The organism is Sulfitobacter sp. (genome assembly GCF_041552635.1).
In the GTDB taxonomy this organism is placed as follows: Bacteria; Pseudomonadota; Alphaproteobacteria; order Rhodobacterales; family Rhodobacteraceae; genus Sulfitobacter.
Genome location: NZ_JBFEKM010000162.1, coordinates 1 through 9,043, shown reverse-complemented (window position 1 = coordinate 9,043; position 9,043 = coordinate 1). Strand labels below are relative to the sequence as shown.

Genomic DNA, 9,043 nt, shown 5'->3' with positions numbered 1-9,043 from the left:
TGTATTGCGCCATAGGCGACACCACGATGCGGTTTTCCAGCGCCATATCGCGCAGTTGGAACGGTGCGAACATCGGCGCGCGGGCGGGCAGATTGGTGCCGGCACCTGCTTGTTCCATAAACCAAGCCTCTGCCCCGCCCAGCCATCCGGGGTCGCGTGCCCGCAGGTTTTCATGACTGATGCGCTGGCTACGGGTCAGCATCGAATAGTTCAACTGCACCGGATCAAGATCAAGATAGCGTTCCACGTCCTCGAACCACTCGACCGAATTGCGGGCCGCCGATTGTAGGCGCAAAACCTCGAGCCTGCGCGCGGCCTCGTATTTCTCGAATGCTGTGGCCAAATCCGCGTCATCAGACACATGTTTTGCCAATGAGATTGCGGATTCCAGCGCCAGTTTCGTGCCTGACCCGATAGAAAAATGCGCCGTCGCCGAGGCATCGCCCAGCAAAACAACGTTCTCGTGGCTCCATTTTTCGCACAAGACACGGGGGAATTTGATCCAGGCAGAACCGCGGATGTGGTTGGCATTGGTCATCAGCTTGTGACCGCCCAGATGGTCCTTGAAGATTTCCTCGCAAACAGCGATCGATTCCTGCTGGCTCATCTCGCCAAAGCCATACGCATCAAAGGTTTTCTGCGAACATTCCACGATGAAGGTCGCGGTGTCGGGGTCAAATTGATAGGCATGGACCCAGACCCACCCCTTGTCGGTTTTCTCAAAGATAAAGGTAAAGGCGTCGTCGAATTTCTGGTGCGTGCCCATCCAGACAAAGGGGCAGCGGCGCACATCTATGTCGGGCTTGAACGTGTCCTGAAATTCAAGACGGGTTTTGGAATTCAACCCGTCGCAGGCCACAACCAGATCATAGTCCGCCATGTAATCCGACGCCGCCTTGACGTCTGTTTCAAACTGCAGGTCAACCCCAAGGGCGCTCGCGCGATCCTGCAGGATCAGCAGAAGTTTTTTGCGACCAATACCGCAAAACCCGTGCCCGGACGATGTGATCACCTGGCCCTTGTGGTGCAGCGCGATATCATCCCAATAGGCAAAATGGCTGCGGATCTCGGCGGCGCTGATGGGATCGTTCTGTTCCAGATTATCAAGGGTTTCATCCGATAATACGACGCCCCAACCAAACGTGTCATCGGGTTTGTTGCGTTCAAGAACCGTCACTTGCGCGTCCGGTTGGCGCAGCTTCAAAGAGATCGCAAAATACAGCCCTGCGGGCCCACCTCCCAAACATATCGCACGCATTGCACTCTCCCTACCTGATGAACCTCACGCTAATCCGAGTCGATTATTTCTTCAAGTAAAAATATTTTAAGCATAAAGTATATCGGCATGTGTCGTGGTCCTGCCTGACCTTAAGGTGCTAGGATTGCGGCCAAGTCTCAGATACACACCAGCACCTTTTGCCCCCCCCTCCCGCTGATGCGTAAACCCGCCCCCACAGTTGGAAATACCTGAGCTAAAATCTAAAGTTGTTAGACATCACCTCAACAATGCTGGCCTACTACGCTGTGGGGCTTAGGCATCTGTTCGGCTCTCTTAACTAGCAAGACGTCAAGAGTAGACGTCTGTTCGGTCATTCATGTAAACGTACTGTGTGGTAGGTATCGTTTAGCGACACCCAAACAAGTTGCCCGCAGGCAGGTAGAAGCTTTCTACGGGCAGCTTGTTAGACCGCTATCGCTACTATGATCGCGATGACCATGAAGCCCCTGATTACATCTATTCAAACTGAAGAAATTTAGCGCTTAGGGCGCGATCATGTTTCGAACACGCTGTCCGTTTATCATCCAGCAGCTAGCGCTTCTCCTAGACTGGGTTTGCGCCTTACTCCGCGAGCTCCCCCCCAACTTGAATCGACCCTTTACACCGAGCCGGTGCACCTACTTTTGACAACGAAAGCATGGTGCTACACTTTAAACTTCTCGGGGAATGTGCATCCGAAAGCGTCCACATTTGACCTGCGGGGCTTGGCTCGTCTGAACGGCCGTCTTTCGCACGCTGATCCTTTCGGATGGCCGTTCCCTGTCACTGAAAACACACCCATGCAAATTGAATTCACCGCCGATGCCGGCGGCCTGCACGCTCGCGCAGAAAACCGTAGGCCCACTGCGCGCAGCCGTGGAGCCTGTGCAAGGTATGACGCAAGCCCCTATCGCAATTCCCGCGCAATCGGCGCTGGCGGTAGCATCCTTGGCAGTACAGGGCTTTGCTGATTTAGAAACTTTGGGCGGTACACGCCCGCTCTCGCTCTATGCTTTGACTGTGGCGCATTGCCGAAATTGGTCAGCCATTGGTTGGTGATCCCGAAATCTGCCATGGCTTTGATCAACGCTCTCGCAGGAGCGAAGGGTCCGAAGCCAACGGTTGTACCCGCCCAGTCGAATATCGCGGCTTTGAAGCTGTGCCATTTCATTCCGAACTGATGAAATTCTAAGAGACGCGCTTACCAGCACTCCATGTTTCTTGCAGGACGGGCGTTTGGTCGTTGATGGCAAAGCGGATGATATCTGCCCGTTGGCCAATCGCCAATGTGCCGCGATCAGCAAGTCCAACGGCCTGTGATGGCGCGGCTGTGACCGTGCGCATTCCACGTGCTAAGTTGCCCCAAATATCGCCCAACTGGACAGCGGCCATCAGCAAACCCGCTGGCACATAATCGGACGACAGAATGTCCAACCGGTCCATCTGCGCAAGGTCCGCCGCAGCCACGTTGCCGGAATGTGACCCGCCGCGGATCAGATTGGGCGCACCCATGATCGTGGCAATACCATGTGCATGACAGGCATCGGCCGCTGCAACGGTCGTTGGAAATTCAGCGATGCTTACGCCATAAGACTGGCTGGTGGTGACTTGATCTGCTGTCGTATCGTCATGGCTGGCCAATGTCGCACCAAGACGTTTTGCGGCAGCGACCGTTGCGGCCTCGTGCGTACTGCCCAGCCGCGCCTGAAGCCCGTAGAGAAGATCAATGTACCGGCCCCATTGTTCGTCCGTATAGGTCCGTTTGCCGCGGATGTAGGTTTCAAATTTCGAGATATCGACAAATTGGCGCTGTCCCGGCGTGTGATCCATCATCGATACGATCCCGATGCGGTCCTCGGTTGAGAACTCATCCAACTCGTCGATCAGTGTCTCGGAGCAGACCTCAGCGCGCAGATGGATATGGTGGCTGATCCGCAAAAGACCCAAGTCTCGCACGCCCATAATCTCATTCGTCATCTGGCGGGCATATTTTGGATAGCCGGCCCCTGTATCCGACACGATAGACCCGACGCGGATCGCATCAAAAACCGTCGTGATCCCTGCCCCGGCCAATTCACGGTCATGGGCCAGAATGGCGGCACGAAAGGGCCAGCTGACTTTGGGGCGTGGCTCTAGATGGCGTTCGACATTGTCGGTGTGCAATTCCACCAGACCGGGTGACACGTAGTCGCCCTCAATATCAATCGCCCCAATTGGAACAGACGGTCCTGTCGCAATATCTTTGATGACGCCGTCTGCGATAACCACAGAACCCGTGACGACTTCGTCGTTCAAGATCAGGCTGGCATTGGCGAAAATAGTTTCTACTGTCATGTGGATGTCACGCTAATTTGGCAGATGTCATATATCTGCAGAGGAACAAAATGTTTGAACGATACGCTCTCTTTTACACGCCCATCGGCCCGTTGGCCGACTTCGGGGCGCAGTGGCTGGGCTGGGACAGTGGCATAGGTCGTGCGGTGTCCCACCCCGAGATTGCGGATATTGACGTGGCTTCGATCACGCGAACACCCCGCAAATATGGGCTGCATGGCACCCTCAAGGCACCGTTTCGGCTGGCGGAAGGATGCGACGTGGCACAGCTGCAAGACGCGGCCAAAGTATTTGCCGCCGGGCAAGCGGCTTTTGGAATTGGTACGCTTTGCTTGCGCTATCGCAGCGGTTTTGTGGCCTTGCGCCCGCGCAACCAAGACATCGCGCTGCAGGACTTTGCTGCAGCGGCGGTCAAAGTGTTTGATCCGTTTCGTGCAACCTTGACGGATGCCGAGATTGCCCGCCGCCGGAAGGCAAAGTTGACGGCCCAACAAGACCAACAGATGCTGAACTGGGGCTATCCGTTCATCTTTGACGATTTCCATTTCCATCTGACGCTGAGCGGACGCTTGGGTGCCGACGATGCTACGCACGTGATAGACGCGCTTGCGCCAGGTTTGGAAAATATCGTGCCCGATCCATTCCTGATCGACGCGATCACGCTGATGGGTCAAGATGCGCAGGGTATGTTTCACCAAATCCATCGCTATGCCTTAACCGGATAAAGGCGATCAAGCGCTGCCTGGACCGTTTGCCCAAGCGGGCCGCTGTTGTCGAGGTGAAGCGGCTCAATGCCTTCAGGCAAATGCGCCGTCGCACGGTCAAGGCGGCCCGCAATCTGTTGGGCTGTCTCGCGGCCCCGAGCAGCCAATCGCGCGGCCAACACGCCGCGCTCTGCGGTTAGATTAATAACCTCGAACTGGGCAAAGCGGTCTTTGGCGTGGATAAGTGTCGTGCGTGACAGGTTGGCTAACACATCACGCCCTGCTAGCAGATGCGTATTAACGGCCATGGGGATCGCGTAATGCAGGTCATGTGCCTCCCAACTTAGTGCAAATTCACCCGCCTCCTTAAGCGATTGGAACTCTGCGGCCGTCACCCCGTCAAAATCCTCGCCAACGGCATCGCTGCAACGGGTGATGACGCGACGGGCCAGAACGACGCGCGGCTCTCGGGCTACCATTGCTTGCATTAGGCTGTCCTTGCCAACCCCGGACGGGCCAACAACAGCGATAAAGCGCCCCCTCATGCAGCCAGACCCGGCGTGAATTGGGTGACGTCAAACTGGCGGTCACAGATCTCGTCGCGGGCAGCGTGGTCGTGGAATATGCCGATGATCGCGGCACCGCGCGTCTTCGCCTCGGCAATCATGGCCAGCACCGTGGCGCGGTTGGTCGGATCAAGGCTGGCTGTGGGCTCGTCCAGCAAAAGCGCCGGATAGGGAAATGCAAAACCGCGGGCGATGTTCACCCTTTGCTGTTCGCCACCGGAAAAGGTGGTCGGGCTCAACGTCCAAAGGCGCATCGGAATGTTCAGACGGGTCAGGAGCGCTTTGGCCTGTGCCCGCGCGGCATCAGCGGGGGTTCCCGTGGCCAACAAAGGCTCGGCCACCACATCCAGCGTCGATACGCGCGGCACGACGCGCAGGAACTGGCTGACATAGCCCAGCGTTCGCCGGCGCAACTGGATGATCTCGCGCGGGGCGGCGCTGGCAACATCCACGTCACCAATCATGATCCGGCCAGAGGCTGTCAGATAGTTGCCATAGATCATCCGCATCAGCGTGGATTTACCCGCACCCGAGGCCCCTACAAGCGCTACACATTCGCCCGCAGCAACCTTCACGGACGCCCCCGCCATTACCGGGATTTCTGCCGCGCCCTGATTGTGCAGCACAAAGGATTTCGAAACGTTTTCAATAGAGATCATTCGCTCACACCTGCAAGACTGAGGACACAAGAAGCTGCGTATATGCGTGCTGCGGATCGTCCAGCACCTGATCGGTCAGCCCCGTTTCAATGACGTGGCCGTCTTTCATCACCATAAGCCGGTCCGCCAAAAGGCGCACAACCGCCAGGTCATGGGTGACGATGATCGCACTCAGGTTCATCTCGCGCACGAGGCCACGCAGCAGATCAAGCAGTCGCGCCTGTACCGACACATCAAGCCCGCCCGTGGGTTCATCCATGAAAACCAACCGCGGTCCTGTCACCAGATTACGGGCAATTTGCAGACGTTGCTGCATCCCGCCGGAAAAGGCCGTGGGGCGGTCATCAATCCGGTCCTCGGTTATCTCGACCCGACCAAGCCAATCGATGGCCTCTGCACGGATGTCGCCGTAGTGGCGCGCATTTACGGCCATAAGCCGTTCGCCCACGTTACCGCCCGCGCTGACATTCATCCGCAACCCGTCACGAGCATGCTGATGCACAAAGGCCCAGTCCGTGCGGCTCAGCATTCGGCGCTCGGGTTCGGACATTGTGATTGTGTCACGCAGACCGTCGGCGCGGGTGTCAAAGCGAACAGCTCCGGATTCCGGCGTCAAATGTCCTGCCAAGCAGTTGAGCAAGGTTGATTTGCCCGAGCCTGATTCACCCACAATCCCCATCACCTCGCCGGGATAAAGATTAAACGACACATCCGTGCAACCGATCCGTGCCCCATAGAATTTCGCGATGCTTTCAACTTGCAAAAGCGGTGTCATGCAGCGTCCTCCGTATAGGGTACACCTTGGGTACCCACGTTGCCTTGCTTTCGCCGTGTCGTGCAAAAATCAGTGTCAGAACACATGAACATGCGCCCACCCGCGTCATCGACGATCAGCTCATCCAGATAGCTGTCCTTTGCGCCGCACAGGTCACAGTCGTGATCCGCTTTGGTGGGCTGGAACGGATAGTCGTCAAAATCAAGACTGACGACCTGCGTGTAGGGCGGGATCGCATAGATGCGCTGTTCACGTCCCGCCCCAAAGAGTTGTATGCCTGCCATTTCAAGTTTCGGGTTATCGAATTTCGGAATGGGTGACGGATCCATGACATAACGCCCTTCAACCTTGACCGGATAGGCATAGGCGGTGGCGATATCGCCATGCTGGCTAATATCCTCATAGAGCTTCACATGCATGAGGCCGTATTCCTCAAGCGCGTGCATCTTGCGGGTCTCGACCTCTGACGGTTCAAGAAACCGCAGGGGTTCGGGGATTGGCACTTGGTAAATCAATATCTGGTCGGCACGCAGCGCCGCTTCGGGGATGCGGTGGCGGGTCTGGATCACACTGGCCGCCGATGTGGTCTCTGTCACGGCCACGCCCGCAGTCTTTTGAAAGAACCTTCGGATCGACACCGCGTTGGTGGTGTCATCAGCCCCTTGGTCGATCACCTTAAACGTATCATCGGGGGTCAACACTGCCGCTGTGACCTGCACTCCGCCAGTGCCCCAGCCATAAGGCATCGGCATTTCGCGACTGGCAAAGGGCACCTGATAGCCGGGGATGGCAAGCCCCTTAAGGATCGCGCGGCGGATCATGCGTTTGGTTTGTTCGTCCAGATAGGCGAAGTTATAGTCCGTCACTCTGCGGCCTCCTGACTGATGTTATCTTGTGCCTCACGGCGCAGCTTTCGGATCAGCTCCAACTCGGATTGGAAATCAACGTAGTGAGGCAGTTTGATATGCTCCAAGAACCCCGTCGCCTGAATATTATCGCTATGATAAAGAACGAACTCTTCATCTTGGGCGGGGGCACCAAGGTTATCTTCACCCAACTCTTTCCAGCGCAAAGCGCGGTCGACCAAAGCCATGGATATTGCTTTTCGCTCGGTCATCCCGAATACCAGACCATAGCCGCGCGTGAATTGCGGTGGCTGCGTTTTGGAGCCTTGAAACTGATTGACGGTTTCGCATTCCGTCACCGTGATTTCGCCTATCTCGATGGCAAACCCAAGCTCGGGAATGTCCATCTCGACGGCCACAGTGCCGATCCGCAACTCGGCCACAAAGGCGTGGTTGCGCGCATATCCGCGCTGCGTAGAATAGGCCATGCCAAGGATGAAACCCTCGTCACCGCGCGTCAGCGATTGCAAACGCAAGGCGCGGCTGGCGGGCAATTCCAACGGGGTCCGGGTCAAGTCGTCAGGTACATCTGCGCCCGAAGGTTCGACCTGGATCAAATCCTCGCGGTCCAGAAAGGACATGATATGGGGCGTCGCGGTCTGCGTCGGCTCGGCCACGGCAACATCACAAACCTCGCCATCAGCAGCGAGTTTGAAATCCAGCAAACGATGCGTGTAGTCAAACGTAGGCCCAAGAACCTGTCCGCCCGGCGCATCCTTGAATGTGGCCGACACACGTCGATCACAGGCCATGTCTTCGGTTTCAATTGGGTTTGATCCGCCGAAACGCGGCAACGTCGTGCGGTAGGCGCGGATCAGAAAGATCGCCTCGATCAGATCGCCGCGCGCTTGTTTGATCGCAAGCGCAGCAAGGTCCGGATCATAAAGCGAGCCTTCGGACATAACGCGATTGACCGCAAGCGCCATTTGTTCGCGGATTTGCGCAACGGACAGTTCAGGAATCGTCGTGTCGCCGCGCCGTTCTTCTGCCAGCCAGGCGTGGGCGTTATCAATGGCGCGCTCGCCGCCCTTTACAGCCACATACATCAGCCAACCCTCGTCGTGCGTGGCAACGCCGCGAGGCGGTCACCACAGGTGAAAAAGAAATCCAGACCCAACGGGAAGAGCGTGGCATTTGTCTGAAAGAGACGGATTTCGGGAAGCGACAAGAGCGCCTGATCCTTGATCCCGGGACCGCACAGGGTGGCACCTGTGTTAGACAGCTGCGCGGTCTCGACGATCAGGGTGGCAGAGCGGTCAGGGTATTGCGCGGTCCCGATGGAGAAGTCCGGCAGCGGGAGCGCCTGCCATGATCCAAGGGCAAACATCGCGCCCCCGGCCGCAACAAGTGGCGCGCCTGTGTGGAATGTGATCCAGTCGCGTACCTGCGGTGTGTCATGGCTGGCCGCCAGATGGATCGGCGTTTCAGGATCGCAAAGCGTGAGAAGAACTACCCCTGCCGCCACGCTCATTGGCCCAGGCGGCTGCGCACCGCCCACAGAAGCGATATCGCCGGGACGCGCCATGGCCGTCATCACAGCCCGAAAGGCATAGGAGGCATCTACGGGCAAATCAGCAAATCCCCCCTCCAGAACTTGGCCCTGCATCAGTCTTCCCCTCGTACCATTGTAAAGAAATCAACTTTGGTTGCCGCGGCCTTTGCGGCGCGGTCGGTTTTGCGTGCTGTTATGGCATCGCGAAGCGGGGTCAGCAGAGCAGTCTCAACCGCGTCTGCCGCCTCGGTTTGCATCAGCGCATCGACCAGAGCCGCTTGGAGGGCGTGGTCTTTGCTTCTGCCTTGCACATACCCGTGCCCAACCGTGCCATCGGCCAACTTGACGGA

Annotated in this window: 11 protein-coding genes; 2 read left to right on the top strand and 9 right to left on the bottom strand. The window is 57.2% G+C overall.

Annotation, left to right across the window (positions count from 1 at the left end; all coding sequences use genetic code 11):
• Window positions 1-1,258, bottom strand: a 1,258-nt coding sequence (locus ABYT07_RS16540; RefSeq protein WP_372993137.1) for an FAD-dependent monooxygenase, incomplete at its 3' end; no start/stop codon positions are given.
• Between the two features lie 822 nt (window positions 1,259-2,080).
• Between ABYT07_RS16540 and ABYT07_RS16535 the strand changes: the two genes are divergently transcribed.
• Complete coding sequence (locus ABYT07_RS16535; protein ID WP_372993138.1) at window positions 2,081-2,317, top strand: DUF3987 domain-containing protein; 237 nt, start codon at window positions 2,081-2,083, stop codon at window positions 2,315-2,317.
• A 129-nt stretch (window positions 2,318-2,446) separates the two neighbouring features.
• Here the strand turns inward: ABYT07_RS16535 and ABYT07_RS16530 are convergent, their stop codons facing one another.
• A complete protein-coding gene (locus tag ABYT07_RS16530) occupies window positions 2,447-3,592 on the bottom strand; it encodes an alpha-D-ribose 1-methylphosphonate 5-triphosphate diphosphatase (RefSeq protein ID WP_372993136.1) in 1,146 nt (381 codons plus the stop codon).
• A gap of 50 nt (window positions 3,593-3,642) precedes the next feature.
• Here ABYT07_RS16530 and ABYT07_RS16525 point away from each other — a divergent pair, with 50 nt between their 5' ends.
• Window positions 3,643-4,317: a DUF1045 domain-containing protein gene (locus tag ABYT07_RS16525; protein WP_372993135.1), complete on the top strand. Its 675-nt coding sequence runs from the start codon at window positions 3,643-3,645 to the stop codon at window positions 4,315-4,317.
• Here ABYT07_RS16525 and phnN read toward each other — a convergent pair.
• From phnN to ABYT07_RS16490, 7 genes are all read right to left on the bottom strand, one after another.
• Window positions 4,299-4,841 (bottom strand): phosphonate metabolism protein/1,5-bisphosphokinase (PRPP-forming) PhnN, encoded by a 543-nt coding sequence (gene phnN, locus ABYT07_RS16520; protein WP_372993134.1) that lies wholly within the window; start codon window positions 4,839-4,841, stop codon window positions 4,299-4,301. The genes ABYT07_RS16525 and phnN overlap by 19 nt on opposite strands.
• Entirely contained in the window at window positions 4,838-5,521 is a 684-nt protein-coding gene (phnL, locus tag ABYT07_RS16515; protein ID WP_372993133.1) for a phosphonate C-P lyase system protein PhnL, read from the bottom strand. The genes phnN and phnL overlap by 4 nt, the downstream gene beginning before the upstream one ends.
• Window positions 5,522-5,525: 4 nt before the next feature.
• On the bottom strand, window positions 5,526-6,296 hold the full coding sequence (gene phnK / locus ABYT07_RS16510) for a phosphonate C-P lyase system protein PhnK (protein WP_372993132.1): 771 nt from the start codon (window positions 6,294-6,296) through the stop codon (window positions 5,526-5,528).
• Window positions 6,293-7,162 (bottom strand): alpha-D-ribose 1-methylphosphonate 5-phosphate C-P-lyase PhnJ, encoded by an 870-nt coding sequence (locus ABYT07_RS16505; protein WP_372993131.1) that lies wholly within the window; start codon window positions 7,160-7,162, stop codon window positions 6,293-6,295. The genes phnK and ABYT07_RS16505 overlap by 4 nt, the downstream gene beginning before the upstream one ends.
• Window positions 7,159-8,247 carry a carbon-phosphorus lyase complex subunit PhnI gene (locus ABYT07_RS16500; protein ID WP_372993130.1) on the bottom strand — a complete coding sequence of 363 codons (1,089 nt, stop codon included), beginning with the start codon at window positions 8,245-8,247 and terminating at the stop codon, window positions 7,159-7,161. Before ABYT07_RS16500 ends, ABYT07_RS16505 begins: the two co-directional genes overlap by 4 nt.
• Entirely contained in the window at window positions 8,247-8,807 is a 561-nt protein-coding gene (gene phnH, locus ABYT07_RS16495) for a phosphonate C-P lyase system protein PhnH (RefSeq protein ID WP_372993129.1), read from the bottom strand. Before phnH ends, ABYT07_RS16500 begins: the two co-directional genes overlap by 1 nt.
• Window positions 8,807-9,043: phosphonate C-P lyase system protein PhnG (locus ABYT07_RS16490; protein ID WP_372993128.1), on the bottom strand; the 237-nt coding region annotated here is incomplete at its 5' end. The genes ABYT07_RS16490 and phnH, both read right to left, overlap by 1 nt.